Here is a 19,916-nt window from a genome sequence, read left to right as displayed (position 1 = left end):
TCCGGCTAGGGGGCGCGAAATGATCCGTCCAGTGTAGGGACTTGGCCGGCGACCGTCCGAATGCGATGTGAATGCCGCCGGACCGTCCGCGCCGAAGGCGTGCTCAGCGCGCCAGCCGCGGCAGCAGCGCCGCGTGGAACTGCTCGGGCGCCTCGACCTGCGGTGAGTGCCCCAGCGCCGGGAACTCGACCAGTTCGGCATCGGGGATCGCCTGGACCGTGCGTCGACCGAGCGCCGGGTAGTCACCCAGCCGCGCGGCGATCTGCGGCGGCGCGCGGTGGGCGCCCGGCGCGGTGCGGTCCTTGCCGCCGATCATCAGCAGCGTCGGCACGCGCAGCTTCGGGAACTCATGCACCACCGGCTGCGTGAACACCATCTCCGACGTCTGGGCTTGGTTCCAGGCCACGAGCTCGCCGTCGGGGCCGGCGTACAGGCCGGCCAGCATCTCGACCCAGCGGTCGTAGCGCGGGTCCCAGCGACCGTCGTAATAGAACTTGCGCTGATAGGCCCGGATGCTCTCGGCGGTCGTCCTGCGCTCGCCTTCCATCAACTGATCGACCGTCGCGTACGGCACGCCCTCGGCCTGCCAGTCCTCGAGCCCGATCGGATTGACCAGCACCAGCCGCGCGACCGCATCGGGATACTGCAGCGCGTAGCGGGTCGCCAGCATGCCGCCCATCGAGTGGCCGATCAGCACCGGGCGCTCGACCCCCAACGCCTGCAGCAAGCCGTGGGTGTTGGCGGCGAGCTGGGCGAACGAGAACTGGTAGCCGCGCGGCTTGCTCGATCCGCAGAAGCCGACCTGGTCGGGCGCGACGACCCGCCAGCCGGCGCCGACCAGCGCCGCGATCGTGTCCTCCCAGGTCTCCGCGCAGAAGTTCTTGCCGTGCAGCAGCACGGCCGTGCGCCCATTACCCGGCCCTTCCGGCCGCACGTCCAGGTAGGCCATCGACAGCGCCTGGCCCTGCGAGGTCAGCGCATGCGCCTGGCGCGGGTACGGGGACTCGAAGTCCTGCAACTCGCCACCGTCGGGCGAGGCGGATGCGGACGCGGCCGACAGTGCGGCGAGCGACAGGAAGAGCGAACACAAGCGCGGCATGGGAAACCTCGTACAGGCGTGCATCGACGATGATGCCATCGGCGGCCGGCGGTGCGACCGGCTCAGCGTTCGGGCACCGTCCACAGATAGATGCGCGTGCCGTCGACCTCCTGCGTGGCCTCGGGCGTCCACTGGTCGGCCATGTCGAAGGCGTGGCTGACGATCCGTGTGCCGGGCTTGAGCTCGGCGAGCAGTTTCGGGCGCAGTTTCACATTGAGGCTCTGCAGCAGATACAGCGTGACGACGCTGGCCTCGCTGATGTCCTCCTGGAACAGGTCGGCCTCTTTGAACGTGACCAGGTCGGTGACGCCGGCCGCTTCGGCGTTGGCGTTCGCCTCGCGTACGCGCACCGGGTTGATGTCGATGCCGACCGCGCGCACGCCGAAGCGTTGCGCCGCCGCGATCGGGATGCGGCCATCGCCCGAGCCCAGGTCGTAGAGCACGTCGCCCTCGCCGACCTTGGCCAGATTGAGCATCGCATCGACCACCGGTTCGGGTGTCGGCACGTAGATCACATCGGGCTCGCGCGACGGCGGCGGCGCGCCTTCGGCGAACGGCGAGTCCGGACCGATCTGCGCGGTGACCGTCGGCACCGCGGTGGGCGCGCCGTCTGCGCTCGTCGCTGCGGGGACGCCGGCATCGGCCGTGGCCTGCGATGGCTGCGGATCCCGCGTGCAGGCCGTCATCAAAGCGGGCACCAGCACGCACAGCGCGAGCGCGGGACGGGACGAGGTCGATCGGATCATGGCGAGGTCTCCTCAGGACGGGTGGACGGTCGAAGCCGGAGCAACAGCAGCCCGCCGATGGCGAGCACGACGACGCCGACCAGCGCGCCGCGCCCGGTGTAGGCCAGGCTCGCATACAGCAGGTAGGCGCTGGTCGCGCAGAACAGCAGCGGCAGCGCGGGATACAGCGGTACCCGGAATGGGCGTGGCTGGTCGGGGTCGCGCCGGCGCAGCACGAACAGTGCGATGCCCACCAGCAGGAAGAACAGCCAGAACACCGGCGCGGTGTACTCCACCGCGACCTCGAAGCCATCGCGCGCGAACGCGCCCAGCACGACCAGCGCCAGTGCCAGCACGCCTTGGACCAGGATCGCCGCGCGCGGCGCGCCGCTGCGTGCATCCCAGCGGCCGATGACGCCCAGCGCCGGGAAATCGCGCCCCACCGCATACACGCTGCGCGCGCCGGTGATCAGCGTCGCATTGGCCGAGGTCAGTGCCGCGGCGACCACGATCGCGCTCATCAACGCCGCGCCGCTCGGCCCGAAGACCCGGCCCATCACCTCGGCCGCGACGGCGTTGTGCTCCGCCATGCCGCCCAGGCCGAGCACGCGCAGATAAGCCAGGTTGACCAGCACGTACAGCGCGGCGATCGCGATCAGGCTGAGCACCAGCACACGCGGCATCCAGCGGCGCGCGTCGCGGACCTCGGCGGTGATGTAGACCGCCTCGTTCCAGCCGCCGTAGGTCAGCAGTACGAACACCAGGACCAGGCCGATCGCGCTGTCGCCGTCGCTGCCGGGCACCGGTGCGATGCCGGTGGGCGCGAACGCCAGCCCCGCGACGACGATCAACAGCACGCCGGCGATCTCGACGATCGTCAGCCACGTCTGCACCGCCGCACTCTGGCGCGTACCGATCCAGTTGATCGCCGATAGCGCGATCACCGCCGCGGCCGCAACCAGCGCCGATGCGCCGCCGCCCAGGTCGAACAGCTGCGCCATGTAGTCGCCGACGATGAAGCACAGCAACGCGATCGATCCGGTCTGGATCACCGCCATCCGCGCCCACGCGAACAGGAAGGCCATGCGCGGCCCGTAGGCGCGGCGCAGGTAGGCGTAGTCGCCGCCCGCCTGCGGGTAAGTCGTGGCCAGTTCGGCGTAGCACAGCGCCCCGACGATCGACAGGGCACCGCCGGCGATCCAGGCGAGCAGCAGCGCCACTTCGCTGCTGGAGGCGCCGGCCACCAGCGAGGGGGTCCGGAAGATGCCGGCGCCGACGACGATGCCGATCGTGATCGCGAACGCATCGCGCGCACGTAATGTGGCGCGCGGGGGCGCAGGGTCGGCCATCTCGGGCCGGCGTTCGCTTGCGTCCATGAGGCTCCAGAGTGACGGGAGGTCGCCGACGGCGAACCGGCGGCGCGGGACTGCTGGGCCATCCGATTCAACCACTGCCTCGATGGCAGTCATGTGAACGCGGCCGCCGCACTGCACGCCGCTGACGACGCGCGCGCATTGAGGCGCGACGCGCGATCGCACGCACAGGCATCGCCCACGGAAGCGGCGACGCGCGTTGTGGCGGCGGACTGAGGACCGCTTTCGGATCGGTGCGCGTTTCCCCTCCCCCGCTTGCGGGGGCGGACCGGGGTGGGGGCGAGCCGCCAAAGGCGATCGCGCGCGTCAGCGGTCGCGCATCGCCTCGAGCACCCCGAACAGGCTTCGCAGATCCTGCGCATTGTGCAGGCCGACGCGCCGCAGCTTGTCGGCGCTGCCGCCGCGCAGATAGCCCAGCCACGCCGCCGGCGCCTCGCTGCCGGGCAGGTCGTCCTCGCGCAGCACGCCGAGCAGTTCGCGCTCGACGGTCGCCAGCCGGCAATTGGCCCAGACGCCGCGATAGCGCCGCCGCACCGGGTGCAGCAGGTCGACGTGACGCAGATCGATCAGCGGATCGCGCATCCGCGCCAGACGGTAGCGCGTGGTCAGCAGCGGACGGTCGTAGCAGCGCCCGTTGTAGCTCACCAGCACGGTCTGCCGCCGCAGCCAGCTGGCGAAGACCTTCAGCATCTCGCGTTCGGCGCCAAGGGTGGTGATGCACAGCTGACGGATCCGCAGCCGGCCGTCGACGAAGTCCGCCGCGCCGATCATGAAGGCGCGGGTGCCGGTGCCGCCGGCCAGGCCGGTGGTCTCGGTGTCGAACGCAAGCAGGTCGCCGCGCCGCGCGGTGTCGTGGCGAATGTCGTGCAGCGCCAGTTCGGCATCGTCGTGCGACCAGGCCGCGACCTGCTCGAGATAGCGCAGGCCCGGCGCGATCTCCTCGCCCGGTAGCCTGCGATCGACCGGCGCGGCCGGGCGCGGCGCCATCGCCGGCGTGCGCAGCTTCATCAGCTTGCGCAGCTGCTCGGCGACGACCTCCGGCGAACGCTGTGCATCGGCGCGCGGCCACTGCGCGCGCGGCGGCAGCGCGGGACCCATCGGCCGGGCCGGCGCGACGCTCGGCAGCGCGGTGCCGGCCTGGTTGCGCAGCAATCCCAGCCGCTTGGCCAGCGCGCTCATGGACGCGCGCTCAAGCGGCCACCAGCAGGTCGATCACGCGCGCGGCCAGTTGCCGCGGCGTGCGCTCGGCGTCCTCCTCGGACGCGAGAATCGGCCCGACGCAGGCCGGGCAGCCGGCGCGACAACCGCAGCCGCCGATCAGCGCCGCGGCTTGCGCGAGCAATTCGTCGCGACGTTCGAACAACGGCGAAGACAGGCCGACGCCGCCGGGGTAGTTGTCGTAGAGATACAGCGTCGGCGCGAAGCGGCCGATGTGGGCGATGTCGATCGCCGCGCCCTCGCCGTCGCGCAACTGTCCGCGCCCGCGCTGGTCGGCGGTCGCAAACCACGTGCCATCGCCGCTGCCCACGGCTTTCTGCAGGTCGCGGCTCTCGGCCATCACCGCGACCTGCGCCACCAAGTGCAGCGCGTACGAGGCGCCGAGGAATCCGTCGAGCGCCTCATGCCGCGCGTCGAACGCGGCATCGAGCGCACGCTGCGGCAACTGCCACCACACCGCGCTGGTGTGCAGTTCCTGGTCGGGCAAGTTGACCGGCCCGTAGCCGATGTTCTCGTGGGTATGGAAGCGGATCTTCTTGTAGCCCGACACCCGCCGCACCACGTGCACCTCGCCCAGGTGCGCGCTGCCTTGCCCGGCATCGGCCTGCTCGGCGTCGTCGAGCACCTTGAGCTTGGTGTAGTCGATCGCGTCGGTGTAGTAATCGACATGGGTGCGCTGCACATAGGCCTTGCGGCCGTCCCAGTCCAGGCGTTCGACCTGGAACGGCTCGGACTGGATCATGTGGATCGCGCCCTCGTAGAGCGTGAGTGCGGCCGCCGAGTAATCGACCTCGGCGATGATCGTCTGCCGGCCGTCGGTGCGGTCGACGACCACGAAGTTGCCGTCGGCGACCGAGCGCAGATTCACCGCCTGCGCCGGGTAGCTGTCGGCGATCCACTCCCAGCGGTCGCCCTCGTGGTGCAGCACGCCCGACTCGGCCAGCACCTCCAGCCACGGCAGCGGCGCGATGGGGCCGAACATATCGCCGTCGACGAACGGCAGCTCGAACGCGGCGCAGCGGATGTGGTCGAGCAGGATCAGCGGCTGGTCGGGCTCGATGCGCGCGTGCTCGGGGTTGGCCTGGGCGAAGAACTCCGGATGCCGCACCACGTACTGGTCCATCGGCTCGGAGCTGGCGACCAGCACGCCGACCGAGGGCTGCTGCCGGCGGCCTGCGCGACCGAAGCGCTGCCAGGTCGCCGAGATGCTGCCCGGATAGCCGTTGAGCACGACCACATCGAGGCTGCCGATGTCGACCCCCAGTTCCAGCGCCGAGGTGCTGACGATGCCGTCGATGGTGCCGGCGCGCATCTCGCGCTCGGCCGCCCGGCGTTCGGTCGGCAGATAGCCGCCGCGGTAGGCGCGGATGCGGCGCGGCTTGCGCGGGTCGTGGTCGAAGACCTCCTTGAGATACTTGGTCAACACCTCGACCATCAGCCGGGTCTGACAGAACACCAGCGTCTTGAGGCCCGAGCGGATCGCCAGCCGCGCGATGCGGTTGGACTGCGAGCGCGCCGATGCGCGCAGGCCCAGGTCCGGATTGACCACCGGCGGGTTCCACAGCAGCACGTGCTTGTCGCCGCGCGGCGCCCCGCCGTCGTCGATCGCCTCGAGCTGCGCGTCGTCGACCTCGATCAGCGCGCGCCCGTGTTCGCGGGCATTGCCGATCGTCGCCGAGCACAGGATGAACTGCGGGGTCACGCCGTAGAACGCGCACACGCGCTTGAGCCGGCGGATCACATTGGCCACGTGCGAACCGAACACGCCGCGGTAGGTGTGGATCTCGTCGATCACCACATAGCGCAGGTTCTCGAAGAACTGCGCCCACTTGGTGTGATGCGGCAGGATCGCCTGGTGCAGCATGTCGGGGTTGCTGACAACGATGTCGCCATTGATGCGGATCGCCTGGCGCGCGTCCCCGGGCGTGTCGCCGTCGAAGGTCGCCGCGCGCAGGCCGAGCTCGCCGGCAGCATTGAGTTCCAGCAACTCGGCCACCTGGTCCTGCGCCAGTGCCTTGGTCGGGAACAGGTACAGCGCCTTGCTGCGCGCGGTGATCGCCGCCGACAGCACCGGCAGCGTGTAGCACAGCGACTTGCCCGACGCGGTCGGGGTGGCGACGACGACGTGCCGCCCGGCCTGGGTCGCGGCCCAGGCCTGCGCCTGGTGGCTGTAGAGTCGGTCGATGCCGCGGCTGCGCAGCGCGCCCGCCAGCGCCTCGGGCACGTCGGCGGGCATCGGCGCGTAGCGTCCTGGCTGGCCGGGCAACAGCAGGCTGCCGGTGATGCGCCCGGGATACTTGGCCGACAACTTGGTCGCAAGCGCAGTGCCGGGCGCGGTGCCGGCCGGGGTCGCGGGCAGCGTGTCGGGTTTGAGAATCGCGTTCAGACAGCACGCTCCGGGCGGCAGGCGGGGCGCGAGCGTGCCCGCGCCCCGTCTCACAACGCGAGACTGCGGCCGCAGACGCCACCGTTCACGGGCGCAGGACCGCCCGCGCCCTAGCATCGGGCGCTCCTTTCCCCCGTTGGAGACCCCGATGCAGACCCTGGACGGCAAGACGATCGCCATTCTCGCCACTGACGGCTTCGAGCAATCGGAGCTCGAAAAACCCCTGCAGGCGCTGCGCGAGGCCGGCGCCCGCGTCGACGTCGTATCGCCCGGCGATGCCAAGTCGATCAAGGGCTGGGACCAGAAAGACTGGGGCCGCAGCGTCGATGTCGACGTGTCGCTGTCCAAGGCCGATCCCGGCCGCTACGACGCGCTGGTGCTGCCCGGCGGGCAGATCAACCCCGACAACTTGCGCAAAGACGCCGATGCGGTCGCGTTCGTGCGCAGCTTCGGCCAGAGCGGCAAGCCGGTCGCCGCGATCTGCCACGGCCCCTGGCTGCTGGTCGAAAGCGGCCTGGCCAAGGGCCGCAAGGTCACGTCCTGGGCGTCGATCAAGACCGACCTGATCAATGCCGGCGCTGACTGGCAGGACGCGGAAGTCGTCGTCGACGGCAATCTGATCACCAGCCGCAAGCCCGACGACATCCCGGCTTTCAACGCCGCGATCGCCAAGGCCGTCGCAGGCTGATGAAGGTCATGCCCTGAACGCCGGACTCTGAAATAAAAAGCCCTGCTCTGAACATGATGCGCTGGAGGCCATGCCGATGACGATCGAATTGCAGATGCTGGCCGGGTCGATCGTCCTCGGCTTGGTCCACGTGCTGATCGCAGCCGGGTTCTCGACCGCGCAACGCGGCCTGGCCTGGAACGCGAGCAACCGCGACGGCGCGGTGCCACCGCTCACCGGCGCCGCGCAGCGGTTGTCGGCGGCGAGCCGCAACTTCCTCGAGACCTTTCCGTTCTTCGCGGCTGCGGTGCTGGCGGTGGTGCTGGCCGGTCGCGCCGACGCCACCACCGCACTGGGCGCCCAGGTGTACCTGTGGGCGCGTGTGGCCTATCTGCCGGTGTACGGCATCGGTATCCCCTACCTGCGCAGCGCCATCTGGACGGTCGCGACGGTGGGGTTGGTGATGGTGCTGGCGGGGCTGTTCTGAACGCGGCCGCGTTGTCATTGAAATCCAACATTGGATTCACGGAAAACAGACGATCCGCGCCGTAGCCTGCGCGCTCCCAAGTTCCCGGCAACACGCAGATGGCCCGTTCCGAATCCGATCAGATGCTGGTGCTCTCGCTGGGTCGCAATGGACGTGCGTCGTATCCCGAGCGTCCCTGGGAAGAGATCGAGCCGGTGCTGCGGCGGGTCTGGGAGTTCGATGGCCGCTTGCGTGCCTGGCACGACGTCCGCGCCCAAGTGCAGGCGGCCTGGCATGCGCATGACACGCGCCCGCGCCGCGAACACCGTCGCGCGGCGGCCGCGGGCCAGGTCAGCCGCGCGGTTTGACGCCTGCTCGATGTCGCCTCGACGGCAGTGGGGCGGCACGCAATCACGCGCGACGCAGGCATGACCGGGTCACGACACGGCGCTCACAGGCGCTTGCCGCCCGCGTGACGCGGTCGCGCCGATAGTGTCCGCACCGCAGACCGGAGACCGCCATGAGCAAAGCCAACCCCACCCGCCCCAACGCCCCGAGCGAGGAATCGTCGATACGCGACCGCGAGGATCTGCCGCCAACGCGCGGGCCGGCGTTAAAGGACCCGCGTTCGCAGTCGGCGCTCGACAACATTGGTCTCGACGACCAGGCTGACCTGCTCGATCCCGAACTCGACGATCAAATCGGCGATCGCGACGCAAGCGGGCATTCGTTCGCCGACGACGTGCGCAGCGATACCGGCGTGGAGAACGGCGAACCGAAGTGAACGCGCCTGTGCCCGGTGGCCGTCGTCGGCCCCGGGCACAGCGCAGAGTGCGTAGTCAGACCCCAGGACGGCGATACAGAGCTGCGTTGATGCACGAGAACACGCTGACGATGAACCAGCCGAACGGCAGCAGCGAGACCGTCAGCAGCCAGGTGATCGCGAATGCGATGCAGCCGGCCAGAAACCACAGCACCGCCGACAGCAGCCGGCCCTGAACCAATTGCCCGAGGCCGGGCACGATGAAACTGCAGATGGCGGCGATGACATTGCCAGCCGAACCCTGTCCACTCATGAAGCGATCTCCTGCACGTTGGAATAGCCACGATGGTCCACGACGGGCGCGCGGCGCGATGTGAATGCGCCTTGCGGGACCCGCGACGGCCCGCCTGTCATTAGGCTGGTGACCCGATCGCAATGCGGGCATGCCGTCAGCGCGTGATATCGCCCCCAAGCTGGCGCCCTTGGCCGAACGCGGGGGAGCCGCAACGACAACGGGCGCATTCGACCAAGAATGCGCCCGTTGCGTCGTGCTTGTCGATCGACGATGTCACCCGACCCGGAAACGGTCGTTGTCGTCGCGGCCGCTGCCGGTGTACTCGCCGCTCGTATAGCGGTCGTGCGAGATGTAGGCATCCTCCACCGCGGCCTTGGCGCGGTCCCACTCCAGACGCGAGTTGCCGCGTCGCGTCGCCCAGTCGCGCGCGAGTTCGCCTGCCAGCGCGTCGTCCCAGTCGCGATTGGCATGGCGCGAGCGCGCGTAGGCGCCGTAGCGGTACGCCGGCTGGTAGTCCTCGTAGCGGTCGTCTGCGCTGCGGTACGGCGCATTCTCGAACGCCTTGGCATGGTAGTCGTCGCTGCGCTGGTACAGGTCGTAGGTCCGATCCGTGCGCTCCCAGGCATCGCGAACCGCCGGTTGTGCGTCTTCCCACGCCAGCTTCGACTCGGCCCTGGCCGATTCCCAATCGCGGCGCAGCTGCGCCTCCGACTCGTCCCAACTGCGGGTCCGGTCCGCCTCGCGCGCCTGCAGGCCGAAGCCGTATGCCGGCGCGTAGTCGCGGTCGTAGTCGTGTTCGGGCTTGACGTAGGGGCGGTCGCGATGCGCATCACGCCAGTACTCCACTTCGCCGGTCGGATCGATGCGCTCGGCCACGCCCTTGCCGATCGCCGCACCGGCGACCACGCCGACCGCCGCGCCGATCAGGGTCCCGACCGGTCCGAAAACGGTCCCGGCCGCAGCGCCGGCGGCCATGCCGCCTGCCGCGCCGCCGACACCGACGCCGATCGGATGGGCGCCGGGCGTCTTGGTGATCGGATCGCGATTGAGGTCGCGGCCGCCGTCTCGGATGTCGTTGTGCTTGGTCATCTGCTTGGCTCCGTTGATCGAAATGTGCGATCACCGTGCGGAGTCCGGGATGAAGCCGCCGTGGCGGAATCGGGAATGCGCGCCCGTTGCGTTCAGCTGTCGCGGCCTGCCAGATCGATGCTCCGCCGGCGCGCCCGCGCACGTGGACGCTGCAGCCGCGGCAGCGCGCCGACGACCAGCAACGCGACGAGCGTGGTCGCCAGCGCCACCATTTCCTGGCCCATGCCGGCGGCCATGCCGATCGCCGCGGTCATCCAGACTCCAGCCGCGGTCGTCAGGCCTTCGATGCGCTCGCCCTTGTCCAGCTTGAGGATCGCGCCCGCCCCCAGAAAGCCGATACCCGACACGATGCCCTGCATCACCCGAGTCACGTCAGCGCCGTCGATGTCCGACAGCAACGGCGCGAGCACGAACAGCGCCGAGCCGATCGACACCAGGATATGCGTCTTCAATCCCGCAGCGCGTCCCTTGTGCTCGCGCTCCCAGCCGACCAAGCCGCCGAGCAGCGCGGCCACCAGCACGCGGACCACGATGGTGGTCAAGGTGTCGGGATCGGGCAACGCCAGTTCGCGCGCCACGGCATCGAGCACTTGGTCGAGCACGCTCATCGCGCAGGAACTCCAGCGGCAAGGTCAGCGAGGTGGGTCGCGATCGGCATCGGAGCACTCCGTCATGGGATGTGCGCAGGACGCTAGCGCGCGGCCGGTCTGGTCGCGGTGATGGCGCAGGCTGCGCCTTGCGACCGCGTCGCCCCTCGCGCATCGGGCCGGGGTTCCGATCGCCGCACGCCGGGCAAGGCGAATGCAGCGACCCGAGCACGCAGCGCGATCGCCCGCGGCCCTGTCCCGATTGCGGCGGCCGGCATGCAAACGGGGACGGCTTCCGCCGTCCCCGTCGGTCACACTGCATCGATCCGGTCGCGCCGGGTCAGTCGACGCAGATCGTCCACGCCACGCCGTCGCGCACCCGCTGCTGGCAGCCGAACGGGTTGGTGTCGACGCTGCACTGGCCCTGCACGCGCGCGCTGTCGACGGTGCCTTCCGGCGCCAGGCACTGGCCCTGGCACTGCTGGCTGTCGGTGCAGGCCTTGCCGGCATCGACGGTCTGCAGCAGACACTGTGGGACCGGCGCCCGTCCCAGTTGTTTCCACTCGCCGCCGCGTCGCAGGCAGTCGGTCTCGTTGGTCACCGACGCGACCGCGGGACCGGCCTTGGGCCGGACGGTGTCGCGCTCGGCAGGCGCGCTGCAGGCGGCCAGCAGCGCGATGAGCAGGACGGGAACGATGCGCTTGAACATGGGTGGGCTCTCGCCAGACGAAGGAAGGACGAGTCTAGAACCGAGGATGTGAATCCGGCAGCAGAGCGCCCGCCGGCCGCCTCGTCCCGCGCCCTCCCCCGCTTGCGGGAGAGGGCCGGGTGACGGCGTGCGTTCGCCTCAGCGTCGGCCCTGCCCGCGTTCGCGCATCACGTGCGCGTCGTCGAGCCAGTTCGCGCCCTTGTTCTTGAGGAAGAACACGTAGACCACCAGCGACACAGCGATCACCGTCGTCGCGTAGATCACGAACGCGGTCACCTGGTCGGACTTGAGCGCGGCCTGGTAGAGCACCGGCGCGGTCCCGCCGAAGGCCGAGTTGGCCAGCGCGTAGCCCAGGCCGACGCCCAGCGCGCGCACGTGGGTGGGGAACAGTTCGGCCTTCACCACCGCGTTGATCGACGTGTAGCCGGTCAGGATCACGAAGCCGGCGCCCAGGATCAGGAACGCCGACAGTGCGCTGGTCTGCTGCGGCAGCGCGGTGACCATGTAACCGGTATAGAGCACGCCGCCGATGCCGAAGAACACCAGCAGCGACTTGCGCCCGATGATGTCCGACAACCAGCCGCCGACCGGCTGAAGCACCATCAAAAAGGCCAGCAGCGCCAGATTGATCCAGGTGCCGGTGATTGCATCGCCGCCGGCGAACGCGGTTTGGATCATCTTCGGGCCGTTGACCGAGTACGTGTAGAACGCGATCGTGCCGCCCGCGGTGATCAGGAAGCACAGCAGCAGCGGACGCCACTGGTTGACGAAGAGCTCGCGCAGCGACCCCGATGCGCGTGCGCCGCCCGTCTTGGCGGCCTCGATCGATTCGGTCTCCAGCGACTCGTCCATCGTGCGCCGCAGCCAGAACACCACGATCGCCGCGACGCCGCCCAGCGCGAAGGCCAGGCGCCAGCCCCACTCGGAAATCTGCGCGGTGTCGAGCGACAACAGCATCGCCAGCAACGTGGCCTGAGCCAGCACATGGCCACCGACCAGGGTCACGTAATGGAACGAGGACAGAAAGCCGCGGCGACCGGGAATCGCGGCCTCGGACATGTAGGTCGCGCTGGCACCGTACTCGCCGCCGGTCGCGAAGCCCTGCACCAGGCGCGCGAGCAACAGGATGATCGGCGCGGCGATGCCGATCGTGGCGACAGTCGGGGTGATGGCGATCACGAACGAGCAGCCGGCCATCATTGACACCGAGACCGTCAGCGCCAAGCGCCGGCCGTAGCGGTCGGCGAAGCGGCCGAAGTACCAGGCGCCGATCGGGCGCATCAGGAAGGTCATCGCGAAGATGCCCCACACGTAGAGCGTGGCGTTCTTGTCCTCGGGCGAGAAGAACTGCGACTCGAAGTACGCCGCGAATACCGAGTAGACATAGACGTCGAACCATTCGACGAGGTTGCCGGCCGAGCCCTTCAGCGTATTCGATACCGACCGGCGCAAGCTGGCGGGATGGGTCGCGCTGGGCGCGGCGGAAGACGCGGAATTGCTGGACACACGCATGGGCAAGGCTCGCCGGGTCAGGGACCCGCGAGTATAGAGGTCCGCGCGGAAGGCCATGTCGGCGATCGCGATGCACCCTGCCGGACGCGCGTGCGCGCCCGGCGCATCCGCCCGCGCCGATGCGTACGCAATCAGGCCGGCGATGCCTCCGCACCGCCGCGCGCCAGCGGGTCGGGCAGCGGCGCGCCGGTCGCGACGAACGACAGCGACACCGAGTTGAGACAATGCCGCTCATAGGTCGGCGGCGGCCCGTCCGGGAACACGTGCCCCAGGTGGCTGCCGCAGCGCGCGCAGACCTCCTCGACGCGGATCATGCCGTGGCTGGTGTCGCGGATGCGGCCGATATGCGCGTCGTCGATCGGCGCGAAGAAGCTCGGCCAGCCGGTGCCCGAGTCAAACTTGGCGCTGGAGCGGAACAGCGGCAGGCCGCACAGCCGGCAGCAGTAGGTGCCTTCGCGCTTGTTGTCGAGGAACACACCGCAGAACGGCGCCTCGGTGCCGTGTTGCAGCAGCACGCGGCGTTCGTCGGCGGACAGGCCGGCTTCCAGGGCTGTGCGCTCGGCGGCGCTGGGCGGACGCAGATCAAACGAGGACACGGCATGCTCCGGTGGCGATCGACCCTCAACAACTGGCGATGCACAGACCGCATTGCAAGCCCCGGCCAGCCCGCCGCGTCCCGCCGCCTGGCGGCCCGATACGGCGCGCGCTACTCCGTTCGCAGATCGAGTCCCGCGTCCACCAGCGGTGTCAGCACCCCGACCTCCTCGACCGGCGACTTCGCCAGCCGCAGCGTGCGCAGACCGTGCATCGCGCGCAGTGGCGATACATCGCGCACCCGCGTCTCTTCCATCGTCAGCCAGCGCAGCCTGGGCAACCCGGCCAGCACCGAGACATCGTCGACGGGGGTGCGTGACAGGTCCAGGGTTTCGAGCAACCGCAACGGGGCGAGCACGGCCATGTCGTCGAACGCAGTATCGGCCAGGTCCAGCGTCTGGAGTGCGGTCAATTCCGCGATGACCGAGAAATCGGTCACCGACGTTCCGCGCAGGCCCAGGTCGATGAGGTGGGCATGGCCGGCCAGCGCCGAGAGATCCTGCACCGGTGCGTTGGTCAGCGACAGCCGCTCGAGCCGGCGCAGGCCCGCGACCGGCGCGAGCGCGGCGACCCGGGTGTCGTGCAGATGCAACAGACGCAGAGCCGGCATCCCGGCGACCACATCGATGCGTGCGACCCGGGTCGACCCCAGCGCCAGTGATTCGAGCTGCCGCATCCCGGCCAGCGGCGTCAGATCGGCGATCGTGCTGCCGGCGAGCCCGAGCTCGGTCAGCCTGGTCAAGCCGGCCAGCGGCCGATAGTCCGCGACCTGGCTGTTGGCCAGCGACAAGGTTCTGAGCGTCGAGAGCCTGGCCAACGGCGCGATATCGGTGAACGGATTGTTGTTGAGCAAGGCGCTCTCAAGCGCGGGCAGATCGGCGATCGGCGACAGGTCGTCGATCGCGTTGTCTCCCAGGTCCAGCGTCCTGAGCGCGGGCTTGTCGCGCAGGAACGCGATATCGCGCACGCCTGCGCTGGCGAGATTGAGCAGGCGCAGTTCGCCGAGCGAGCCCAGCGACGAGAAGTCCTGCACCTCGGTCTGCGACAGCGTCAGCACGCGCAGATCCGGCAACGTGGCGAGCGCGGAGATGTCACGCACCAGACTGCTCGTCAGGTACAGCGTACGCAGCGCGGGCAAGCCCGACAGCGCATCCAGGTCGCCGATTCGCGTGCCATGGAGATTGAGCGTTTCCAGGGTGCGCAGCGCCGAGAGCGGCGCGATATCGTGCACCGCGGTCTCGTACAAGCTGAGGGTCTTGAGCGACGGCAGGCCCGCCAGCGGCGCGACATCGACCACCCCGGAGCGACTGAGGTCGATCGACTCGAGTCCGTCCCAGGGCGCCAGGGCAGACAGATCATGCAACTGCGGCAGGTGCATCAGATCGAGCGTCTTGCCGTCGAAGCCGGCATTGACCGCCATGATGTCGGCGGCGGCGATGCCGGGATTGTCGGCCGCCAGGGCGGCCGCGAGCCGCGCGAGCGCTGTATCCGGTGCTGCCGGCAGGTCGCATCGCGCCCGCACCGTCTGGTCGTGCACATAGCCGCTGCGCAGTGCGCCGCCACCCGCGTCCAACAGACTCACGCGATGGTAGCCGTGCCCCTCCGGCGTGGTGATGGTGTCCTCGACGCGCAGGCGTTGCCCGTTGGGCATCCGCGCCGTCGCCGGATACTGGCGCGCGCTCGGCCCGTCGCGCAGATGGGTGTAGGCACTGGCGGTGTTGCAGACCTGCACGAACGTCCCACGCTCGACCGGCGCCGCCAGGGCCACCGGCGCCACGCCCACCAGCCACGCCGCGCAGGCGGCCAGACGATCGATTCGCTTCATTGCCGCGCCCCCTTGCTTGGACCTGACCTGGTACTCAGACCCGCCGCACGCACGATACGCCCGGCGCACGCCCCCCTCGTGTAGCCGCTGCCCGCGCCGCGCGACCCGCGCGTCAGGGTGACACAGTCAGCCGAGCATCGGCAGGTCCAGGCCCTGCGCCTTCGCGCACTCGGCAGCGATGGCGTAGCCGGCATCCGCATGCCGCATCACGCCGGTCGCCGGGTCGTTCCACAGCACGCGCTCGATGCGCCGGTCGGCGGCCTCGCTGCCGTCGCAGACGATCACCACGCCCGAATGCTGCGAGTAGCCCATGCCGACGCCGCCACCGTGATGCAGCGACACCCAGGTCGCCCCACCGGCGACGTTGAGCATCGCGTTGAGCAGCGGCCAGTCGCTGACCGCATCGCTGCCGTCGCGCATCGCCTCGGTCTCGCGGTTCGGGGAGGCGACCGAGCCCGAATCGAGGTGATCGCGGCCGATCACGATCGGCGCCTTGAGTTCGCCATTGCGCACCATCTCGTTGAACGCCAGGCCCAGCTTGTGGCGCAGGCCCAGCCCGACCCAGCAGATCCGTGCCGGCAGGCCCTGGAAGGCGATGCGCTCGGCGGCCATGTCCAGCCAGCGATGCAGATGGGGGTCGTCGGGAATCAGCGCCTTGACCTTGGCATCGGTCCTGGCGATGTCCTCCGGATCGCCGCTCAGCGCGACCCAGCGGAACGGGCCGATGCCGCGACAGAACAGCGGACGCACATAGGCGGGCACGAAGCCGGGAAAATCGAAGGCGTTTTCCAGCCCCTCGTCCTTGGCCATCTGGCGGATGTTGTTGCCGTAGTCGACGGTCGGGATGCCTTGTGCGTGGAAGGCCAGCATCGCCTCGACATGGACGCGCATGGAGGCCTTCGCCGCGTCGCGCACTGCGTCGGGATGGGCGGACTGCTCGGCCAGCCAGTGCTCGACCGTCCAGCCGATCGGCAGGTAGCCGTGCACCGGGTCGTGCGCGCTGGTCTGGTCGGTCACGCAGTCCGGACGCACGCCGCGCCGCACCAGTTCGGGCAGGACCTCGGCCGCATTGCCGAGCAGCGCGATCGATTTCGCCTCGCCTGCCTGCGTGTAGCGCGCGATGCGCGTCAGGGCGTCGTCCAGGTCGGCGGCCTGCTCGTCGACGTAGCGGGTCTTGAGCCGGAAGTCGATCCGGCTCTGCTGGCACTCGATCGTCAGCGAGCACGCGCCGGCCAGGCTCGCGGCCAGCGGCTGCGCCCCGCCCATGCCGCCCAGGCCCGCGGTCAGGATCCATTTGCCGGTCAAGTCGCCGCCGTAATGCTGGCGGCCCATCTCGACGAAGGTTTCGTAGGTGCCCTGCACAATGCCCTGGCTGCCGATGTAGATCCAACTGCCGGCGGTCATCTGGCCGTACATCGCCAGGCCCTTGCGGTCGAGTTCGTGGAAGTGTTCCCACGTCGCCCAGTGCGGCACGAGATTGGAATTGGCGATCAGCACGCGCGGCGCGTCGGCATGCGTGCGGAACACCCCGACCGGTTTGCCCGACTGCACCAGCAACGTCTGATCGTCCTCGAGCGTCTTGAGCGTCTCGAGGATGGCGTCGTAGCAGGCCCAGTCGCGCGCGGCGCGGCCGATGCCGCCGTAGACCACGAGATCCTCCGGGCGTTCGGCGACCTCGGGATCGAGATTGTTCTGCAGCATGCGGAACGGCGCTTCGGTCAGCCACGAGCGGCAGGTCAGGGCGCTGCCGCGGGGCGCGCGGATCGTGCGGGACGGGTCGTGGCGCGAGGCGTCGGTCATGGCGGCACTCGATAGGGCGATGGCCCGATTATCGCACCGGCGCAGCGGACGGCCTGACGCGCTGCGGCGTGAATGCCGCGGCCGCCGGCCGCTATGCTCGCGCGCATGCGCCCCGTCTCGCTCGCCATCGCCGCCGTGCTTGCTGCGTCCGCCGCCGTCGGCGCGTCACCCTTGCCTGCCCCCGCTGCGACCCCCGCCAAGACCGACGCCCCGCGCGTGCTGGTGTTCACCCGCACCGCGGGCTACCGCCACGAGGCGATCCCCACCACAATCGCGACCTTGCGCGCACTCGGCGCACAGGCCGGCGTCGAGATCGAGGAGAGCGAAGACCCCACGCATTTCGACGATGCGACGCTGGCCGGTTACCGCGCAGTCGTGTTCGCGCACACCACGCGCGAAGTGCTTGATGGAGACCAGCAAGCGGCCTTCGAACGCTATGTCGGCCACGGCGGCGGCTACCTGGGCATCCACGCCGCCGCCGACAGCGGCTACACCTGGCCGTGGTACGGCGACCTGGTCGGCGCCTGGTTCGCGCGCCACCCGGAGGGACTGCAGGCGGTGCGCGTGGTGTTCGAACAGGACCCTGCACCACTGGGCCGACGCGACTGGCGGGTCGTCGACGAGATCTACGACTACCGCCGCAACCCGCGTGCGGACGTGCGGGTGATCGCGTCGGTCGATCCGCACTCGCATGCCGCCGGCGGCATGGGCGACGACCATCCCATCGCGTGGTGCCACACACGCGCCGGCGGCCGCGCCTGGTACACCGGGCTCGGCCACGACCCGGCGCTGTACGCCGACCCGGTGTTCCGCGCGCATCTGTTGCAGGGGCTGCGCTGGACGACCGGCCAGGCCGACGACTGCTGAGCCCGGACATGGAAACGCCCGGACAGGCCGGGCGTTTCGCGAACACACACCTGGACGGCGCTCAGAACACCGACGGGTCCAGCCGGCGCAGGGCGTCCTTGACGTCCACCGAGCCGGTGCGCTCGATGTCGCTGCGGGTGTAGACCCGGCCGCCACCGTTGACACATTCCTGCTCGGCGCGCTTGGAGCGCGCGTTGCGCGCCGCGGTCACGCGCGACCCGGTCTCGCGGATGCAGAAACGATCCGACGGGCTGGCACGCTGGCCGCGCTCGCGCACCGCCTCTTCCTCTTCCTCGTGCTGCTGCGCCTGTGCGACATGCGACACCGCACCGAGCGCCAGGCCGGCGCACAGCGCCGCCATCCACCATCTGCTGTTCATCGCGCACTCCCGGTTGCTGATCCTGCTGCGCACGATACGCTCCCCGCTCCACCCCGTGGTCTGCGCCCGCTGAACGTTCAGCTTTCCAGAGCGCAAAAACCGGGGTCAGAGTGCAATTTTCCAGCCAACGGGATCACAGTGCCATGCCACTGAAATTGCACTCTGACCCCGGTGTTGGCTTTGGACTGTCATCTGGGCTCGGTATCCTGTGTGGATGATCGATGTCGCGTTTGTGCGCCGGATGGCGCCGTCTGTTCTTGTCTCCGTGGTGCTTTGCAGCGTGCTCGTGCTGGTGGGCTGCGCGAGCCGCGCCGCGTCGCCCGCTGCGACAAACCCGCGGCCCACGCTGCTGCTGATTTCGCTCGACGGCGTGCGCCCCGACTATCTGGGCCGCGGGGAAACGCCGCATCTCGACGCGCTCGCGCGCGGCGGCGTGCATGGCTGGATGCGGCCGTCGTATCCGTCGCTGACCTTTCCCAACCACTACACGCTGGTCACCGGGCTGCGCCCCGACCGCCACGGCATCGTGCACAACTCGATGCATGACACCGCGCTGGGCGACTTCAAACTGTCCGACCGCAGCGCCGTCGAGAACGCGGCCTGGTGGAACGATGGCGAGCCGCTGTGGGTGACCGCCGAGAACGCCGGGCTGGCGACCGCCACACTGTCGTGGCCCGGCAGCGAGGCGCCGGTGCGCGGCGTGCGGCCGACGCGCTGGCTGCCGTTCGACAAGACCCGCCCGCTCGACACGCGCGTGGACACGATGCTCGGTTGGCTGTCCGAACCCGATGCCACCCGCCCACGGCTGGCGACGCTGTACTTCGAGCATGTGGACTCGGCCGGTCACCACGATGGCCCCAATGCCCCGCAGACGCATGCGGCGTTGCGCGAGGTCGACGCGGCGATCGGCCGGCTCGTCGCCGGCCTGCGCGCGCGCGGCGTGTTCGATCGCACAAGCATCGTCGTCGTCTCCGACCACGGCATGGCCGAGGTTGCGCCCGGTCACGCGATCGCGGTCGAGGACATGGTGGCGCCCGAGGAAGCGCGTGTGGTCTCGATCGGCCAAGTCGTGGGCATCGCGCCGCTTCCCGGTCACGAGGCCGCGGTCGCTGCACGCCTGCTCGGCGCGCACCCGCGCTACGACTGCTGGCGCAAAGAGGCATTGCCGGCGCGCTGGGCCTACGGCCGCCATCCACGCGTGCCGCCCATCGTCTGCCAGATGCACGAGGGCTGGGACGCGCTGCCGCGCGAGACCGTCGCCACGCGCGATGCCGGGCCACGCGGCTCGCACGGCTTCGATCCGGCACTGCCATCGATGCGGGCGGTGTTCATCGCGCACGGGCCGGCGTTCCGCGAAGGCGTCGTTCTGAACGGTTTCGACAACGTCGACGTCTATCCGTTGTTGGCCCGGCTGATCGGCGTGGCGCCGGCCGATCACGATGGCGACGCCGCGACACTGCTGCCAGCCCTGCGGTCCGGCGATCGCCGCTGAGCGCGGCGGCGGCGCGCCCTGCGGGGGCGGACTGCATTCATGTCCGAAAACGGCCAGTCCTGCGCCGGGC

The 19,916-nt window shown here is 69.9% G+C and carries 20 protein-coding genes; 6 read left to right on the top strand and 14 right to left on the bottom strand.

Annotated features, from left to right (window positions below):
• Positions 1 to 103: 103 nt before the first annotated feature.
• The 5 genes from MNO14_RS04850 to MNO14_RS04830 all read right to left on the bottom strand — a co-directional run bounded on the left by MNO14_RS04850 (position 104) and on the right by MNO14_RS04830 (position 6,774).
• Entirely contained in the window at positions 104 to 1,099 is a 996-nt protein-coding gene (locus MNO14_RS04850) for an alpha/beta hydrolase (protein WP_241945622.1), read from the bottom strand.
• A 62-nt stretch (positions 1,100 to 1,161) separates the two neighbouring features.
• The gene (locus MNO14_RS04845) at positions 1,162 to 1,845 is read right to left on the bottom strand and encodes a class I SAM-dependent methyltransferase (protein ID WP_241945621.1); all 684 of its coding nucleotides are present in this window, start codon (positions 1,843 to 1,845) and stop codon (positions 1,162 to 1,164) included.
• Complete coding sequence (locus MNO14_RS04840; RefSeq protein WP_241945620.1) at positions 1,842 to 3,200, bottom strand: amino acid permease; 1,359 nt, start codon at positions 3,198 to 3,200, stop codon at positions 1,842 to 1,844. Before MNO14_RS04840 ends, MNO14_RS04845 begins: the two co-directional genes overlap by 4 nt.
• A gap of 303 nt (positions 3,201 to 3,503) precedes the next feature.
• The gene (locus MNO14_RS04835; RefSeq protein ID WP_241945619.1) at positions 3,504 to 4,376 is read right to left on the bottom strand and encodes a ribonuclease H-like domain-containing protein; all 873 of its coding nucleotides are present in this window, start codon (positions 4,374 to 4,376) and stop codon (positions 3,504 to 3,506) included.
• A 10-nt stretch (positions 4,377 to 4,386) separates the two neighbouring features.
• The gene (locus tag MNO14_RS04830; RefSeq protein WP_241946261.1) at positions 4,387 to 6,774 is read right to left on the bottom strand and encodes a DEAD/DEAH box helicase; all 2,388 of its coding nucleotides are present in this window, start codon (positions 6,772 to 6,774) and stop codon (positions 4,387 to 4,389) included.
• 175 nt (positions 6,775 to 6,949) lie between these two features.
• Between MNO14_RS04830 and MNO14_RS04825 the strand changes: the two genes are divergently transcribed.
• The 4 genes from MNO14_RS04825 (at position 6,950) to MNO14_RS04810 (ending at position 8,718) form a co-directional block, all read left to right on the top strand.
• Entirely contained in the window at positions 6,950 to 7,489 is a 540-nt protein-coding gene (locus tag MNO14_RS04825; protein WP_241945618.1) for a type 1 glutamine amidotransferase domain-containing protein, read from the top strand.
• 70 nt (positions 7,490 to 7,559) lie between these two features.
• Complete coding sequence (locus MNO14_RS04820; RefSeq protein ID WP_241945617.1) at positions 7,560 to 7,955, top strand: MAPEG family protein; 396 nt, start codon at positions 7,560 to 7,562, stop codon at positions 7,953 to 7,955.
• A 98-nt stretch (positions 7,956 to 8,053) separates the two neighbouring features.
• The gene (locus MNO14_RS04815; RefSeq protein ID WP_241945616.1) at positions 8,054 to 8,302 is read left to right on the top strand and encodes a hypothetical protein; all 249 of its coding nucleotides are present in this window, start codon (positions 8,054 to 8,056) and stop codon (positions 8,300 to 8,302) included.
• Positions 8,303 to 8,454: 152 nt separating this feature from the next.
• Positions 8,455 to 8,718: a hypothetical protein gene (locus MNO14_RS04810; RefSeq protein WP_241945615.1), complete on the top strand. Its 264-nt coding sequence runs from the start codon at positions 8,455 to 8,457 to the stop codon at positions 8,716 to 8,718.
• 55 nt (positions 8,719 to 8,773) lie between these two features.
• Here MNO14_RS04810 and MNO14_RS04805 read toward each other — a convergent pair whose 3' ends face one another.
• The 8 genes from MNO14_RS04805 to hutU all read right to left on the bottom strand — a co-directional run bounded on the left by MNO14_RS04805 (position 8,774) and on the right by hutU (position 17,108).
• Entirely contained in the window at positions 8,774 to 9,010 is a 237-nt protein-coding gene (locus MNO14_RS04805) for a hypothetical protein (RefSeq protein ID WP_241945614.1), read from the bottom strand.
• A gap of 255 nt (positions 9,011 to 9,265) precedes the next feature.
• Positions 9,266 to 10,081, bottom strand: a complete 816-nt coding sequence (locus MNO14_RS04800) for a hypothetical protein (RefSeq protein ID WP_241945613.1) — start codon at positions 10,079 to 10,081, stop codon at positions 9,266 to 9,268.
• 92 nt (positions 10,082 to 10,173) lie between these two features.
• Positions 10,174 to 10,689, bottom strand: coding sequence for an MgtC/SapB family protein (locus MNO14_RS04795; RefSeq protein WP_241945612.1), 516 nt, complete (start codon positions 10,687 to 10,689; stop codon positions 10,174 to 10,176).
• Positions 10,690 to 11,008: 319 nt separating this feature from the next.
• A complete protein-coding gene (locus MNO14_RS04790; RefSeq protein ID WP_241945611.1) occupies positions 11,009 to 11,377 on the bottom strand; it encodes a hypothetical protein in 369 nt (122 codons plus the stop codon).
• Between the two features lie 138 nt (positions 11,378 to 11,515).
• A complete protein-coding gene (locus tag MNO14_RS04785; RefSeq protein ID WP_241945610.1) occupies positions 11,516 to 12,889 on the bottom strand; it encodes an MFS transporter in 1,374 nt (457 codons plus the stop codon).
• 131 nt (positions 12,890 to 13,020) lie between these two features.
• Positions 13,021 to 13,485 (bottom strand): peptide-methionine (R)-S-oxide reductase MsrB, encoded by a 465-nt coding sequence (msrB, locus tag MNO14_RS04780; RefSeq protein ID WP_241945609.1) that lies wholly within the window; start codon positions 13,483 to 13,485, stop codon positions 13,021 to 13,023.
• Between the two features lie 110 nt (positions 13,486 to 13,595).
• Positions 13,596 to 15,308, bottom strand: coding sequence for a leucine-rich repeat domain-containing protein (locus tag MNO14_RS04775; RefSeq protein WP_241945608.1), 1,713 nt, complete (start codon positions 15,306 to 15,308; stop codon positions 13,596 to 13,598).
• A 126-nt stretch (positions 15,309 to 15,434) separates the two neighbouring features.
• The gene (hutU, locus tag MNO14_RS04770) at positions 15,435 to 17,108 is read right to left on the bottom strand and encodes a urocanate hydratase (protein WP_241945607.1); all 1,674 of its coding nucleotides are present in this window, start codon (positions 17,106 to 17,108) and stop codon (positions 15,435 to 15,437) included.
• Between the two features lie 171 nt (positions 17,109 to 17,279).
• On the opposite strand from hutU, the gene MNO14_RS04765 reads away from it, so the two are divergent.
• On the top strand, positions 17,280 to 17,975 hold the full coding sequence (locus MNO14_RS04765) for a ThuA domain-containing protein (RefSeq protein ID WP_241945606.1): 696 nt from the start codon (positions 17,280 to 17,282) through the stop codon (positions 17,973 to 17,975).
• A gap of 61 nt (positions 17,976 to 18,036) precedes the next feature.
• Here the strand turns inward: MNO14_RS04765 and MNO14_RS04760 are convergent, their stop codons facing one another.
• Positions 18,037 to 18,354, bottom strand: coding sequence for a hypothetical protein (locus tag MNO14_RS04760; protein WP_241945605.1), 318 nt, complete (start codon positions 18,352 to 18,354; stop codon positions 18,037 to 18,039).
• Between the two features lie 214 nt (positions 18,355 to 18,568).
• Between MNO14_RS04760 and MNO14_RS04755 the strand changes: the two genes are divergently transcribed.
• A complete protein-coding gene (locus MNO14_RS04755) occupies positions 18,569 to 19,846 on the top strand; it encodes an ectonucleotide pyrophosphatase/phosphodiesterase (protein WP_241945604.1) in 1,278 nt (425 codons plus the stop codon).
• The last annotated feature ends 70 nt before the right edge of the window (positions 19,847 to 19,916 follow it).

Origin of the sequence: Luteimonas sp. S4-F44 (assembly GCF_022637415.1) — a bacterium.
Classification (GTDB): domain Bacteria; phylum Pseudomonadota; class Gammaproteobacteria; order Xanthomonadales; family Xanthomonadaceae; genus Luteimonas.
Note: the sequence above shows the minus strand (reverse complement) of the source record. Positions and strands in the feature narration are given on the sequence as shown.

What these genes read in the sequence shown, in the direction of transcription:
- MNO14_RS04850 (WP_241945622.1), bottom strand. Translation starts at nt 1,099, where the DNA reads ATGCCGCGCTTGTGTTCGCTCTTCCTGTCGCTCGCCGCACTGTCGGCC.
- MNO14_RS04845 (WP_241945621.1), bottom strand. Translation starts at nt 1,845, where the DNA reads ATGATCCGATCGACCTCGTCCCGTCCCGCGCTCGCGCTGTGCGTGCTG.
- MNO14_RS04840 (WP_241945620.1), bottom strand. Translation starts at nt 3,200, where the DNA reads ATGGACGCAAGCGAACGCCGGCCCGAGATGGCCGACCCTGCGCCCCCG.
- MNO14_RS04835 (WP_241945619.1), bottom strand. Translation starts at nt 4,376, where the DNA reads ATGAGCGCGCTGGCCAAGCGGCTGGGATTGCTGCGCAACCAGGCCGGC.
- MNO14_RS04825 (WP_241945618.1), top strand. Translation starts at nt 6,950, where the DNA reads ATGCAGACCCTGGACGGCAAGACGATCGCCATTCTCGCCACTGACGGC.
- MNO14_RS04820 (WP_241945617.1), top strand. Translation starts at nt 7,560, where the DNA reads ATGCCGATGACGATCGAATTGCAGATGCTGGCCGGGTCGATCGTCCTC.
- MNO14_RS04815 (WP_241945616.1), top strand. Translation starts at nt 8,054, where the DNA reads ATGGCCCGTTCCGAATCCGATCAGATGCTGGTGCTCTCGCTGGGTCGC.
- MNO14_RS04810 (WP_241945615.1), top strand. Translation starts at nt 8,455, where the DNA reads ATGAGCAAAGCCAACCCCACCCGCCCCAACGCCCCGAGCGAGGAATCG.
- MNO14_RS04805 (WP_241945614.1), bottom strand. Translation starts at nt 9,010, where the DNA reads ATGAGTGGACAGGGTTCGGCTGGCAATGTCATCGCCGCCATCTGCAGT.
- MNO14_RS04800 (WP_241945613.1), bottom strand. Translation starts at nt 10,081, where the DNA reads ATGACCAAGCACAACGACATCCGAGACGGCGGCCGCGACCTCAATCGC.
- MNO14_RS04795 (WP_241945612.1), bottom strand. Translation starts at nt 10,689, where the DNA reads ATGAGCGTGCTCGACCAAGTGCTCGATGCCGTGGCGCGCGAACTGGCG.
- MNO14_RS04790 (WP_241945611.1), bottom strand. Translation starts at nt 11,377, where the DNA reads ATGTTCAAGCGCATCGTTCCCGTCCTGCTCATCGCGCTGCTGGCCGCC.
- MNO14_RS04785 (WP_241945610.1), bottom strand. Translation starts at nt 12,889, where the DNA reads ATGCGTGTGTCCAGCAATTCCGCGTCTTCCGCCGCGCCCAGCGCGACC.
- MNO14_RS04775 (WP_241945608.1), bottom strand. Translation starts at nt 15,308, where the DNA reads ATGAAGCGAATCGATCGTCTGGCCGCCTGCGCGGCGTGGCTGGTGGGC.
- hutU (WP_241945607.1), bottom strand. Translation starts at nt 17,108, where the DNA reads ATGACCGACGCCTCGCGCCACGACCCGTCCCGCACGATCCGCGCGCCC.
- MNO14_RS04760 (WP_241945605.1), bottom strand. Translation starts at nt 18,354, where the DNA reads ATGAACAGCAGATGGTGGATGGCGGCGCTGTGCGCCGGCCTGGCGCTC.
- MNO14_RS04755 (WP_241945604.1), top strand. Translation starts at nt 18,569, where the DNA reads ATGATCGATGTCGCGTTTGTGCGCCGGATGGCGCCGTCTGTTCTTGTC.